Raw genomic sequence first — 1,831 nt, 5'->3', positions numbered from 1 at the left:
GACAGCTTTTACCAGTTTCCATAAAAACAAGATTTCATATTGACCGAAAACCGTACTTTGACTATAATAAAAAAAGGCGCTGCGCCTTTTACAGGAAAGGTAACATAACACCGCGGCCCATGGGCCGCGGTGCTTTTTTACAGTGCCGCCGACAAAAAAAGACAGAAAGGAACTTCCATGGGACACATTCAACTGCCGAAACGGCTGCTGGCCGCTGTGCTGGCCGGGGCACTGACCTTTACCCAGGCCGCTGCTTTTTCGGATACATCCGGGCACTGGGCGGAGAACGCGATCTCCAAATGGAGTGAGGAATACGGAATCATCAACGGCTATGACGACGGAACCTTCCGGCCGGATCAGTCCATCACCCGCGGGGCTTTTGCCGGAATCCTGGACCGCTTTTTAAAATTCCAGACGGTTTCGCCTGCCTCTACATTTTCCGATACGCCGAGAACCTATTGGGAGACGGAGATCCTAAAGCTCCATGCCTCCGGCGTATATCTGGGCAACAACGGCATGGCGTTGCCTGCCGACACCATCACCCGCCAGCAGGCGGTGGCGATGATCGCCCGGTCTTTCCAAATCGAGGGAGAGACCACAACCCTTACCTATGCAGATGGAGATCAGGTGGCGGAGTATGCCAAGGGGTATGTGGCGGAGATGACCCGGCGGGGGTATATTACGGACTCCAAGAACGGCTATTTCCGGCCGACAGATCCCATTACGCGGGCCGAGATCGTAAACATTTTGAGCAATATGGTGGATGTGCTGGTGCAGTCCACTACCCCGTATTCCAAAGATACTAATGGTACGCTGATGATCAACTCCTCCGGCGGGGCTACACTGGAGAATATGAAGATCAGCGGCGATCTGATCCTGGCCCCCGGCGTTCAGGGGACGGTTTCACTGGAGAATGTGACGATCCAAGGTGATGTGCGGAACTTTGGCGGAGCGGCCATTACCGTGGTCAACGGTTCGGAGCAGGGTACCACGGAGCCGAGCACGCCCCAGAACCCGGACAGCAACTCGTCCTCCACGCCCTCCGGGACGTATCCGTGGGTGGACTCTTATGGCTATGTGAGCTATAACGGATATCAGGTCCCCCTCTATGACGGTGTGGACCACAACAGCCTGTCGCAGGGAGACTTTGTCTGGGACGGTGATCGGCTGAACTATGTGGGCGGAGCATATAAAACCCGGTTTGGCATTGACGTCTCTGCCTATCAGAACCGGGCCAGTGAGAACAACACCATTGACTGGGAGGCCGTGGCGGCGGACGGCGTGGACTTTGCCATGGTCCGTGTGGGACTGCGGGGCTATACTTCCGGAAGTCTGGTCTCCGATGCGTTCTACGCAAAAAATATTGACGGTGCCATGGCTGCCGGAATTGACACCGGCGTGTACATCTTCTCTCAGGCTATCACGGTGGAGGAGGCTGTGGAAGAGGCAGATTATGTCATCAGCCTGCTGAAAGGACATGAGATCTCCGGCCCGGTGGCTTATGACTGGGAGATGCACGATTCTACCTATCGGGTCTACGGCATTTCTCCCGAGGTGGCGACTGCCTGCGCTCTGGCGTTTTGCAAACGGATCGAGGCGGCCGGCTATCAGCCTATGATCTACATGAGCCAGTATGTGGGCTACAACAAGTTTAACCTGCCTCAGTTGACGGACTATCCCATCTGGTATCCGGAGTATAAGAGTGCATCTTCCACAAAGCTCTATCCCGGGTTCTACTATCAAATGGATATCTGGCAGTTTTCCAGCAGCTGCTCCATCGACGGGATTGGCGGCAAGGTGGATGCCAACATTCAGTTCATCGGTTAACGCC

Annotated in this window: 1 protein-coding gene; it reads left to right on the top strand. The window is 55.1% G+C overall.

Going from position 1 to position 1,831, the window contains the following annotated elements; genetic code table 11:
* Positions 1-177 precede the first annotated feature (177 nt).
* The gene (locus tag QZL67_RS06940) at positions 178-1,827 is read left to right on the top strand and encodes an S-layer homology domain-containing protein (protein ID WP_022290014.1); all 1,650 of its coding nucleotides are present in this window, start codon (positions 178-180) and stop codon (positions 1,825-1,827) included.
* The last annotated feature ends 4 nt before the right edge of the window (positions 1,828-1,831 follow it).

Source organism: Oscillibacter sp. CAG:155 (assembly GCA_000436875.1).
GTDB lineage: Bacteria > Bacillota > Clostridia > Oscillospirales > Oscillospiraceae > Oscillibacter.
This window is presented reverse-complemented; position numbering and strand designations above follow the sequence as displayed.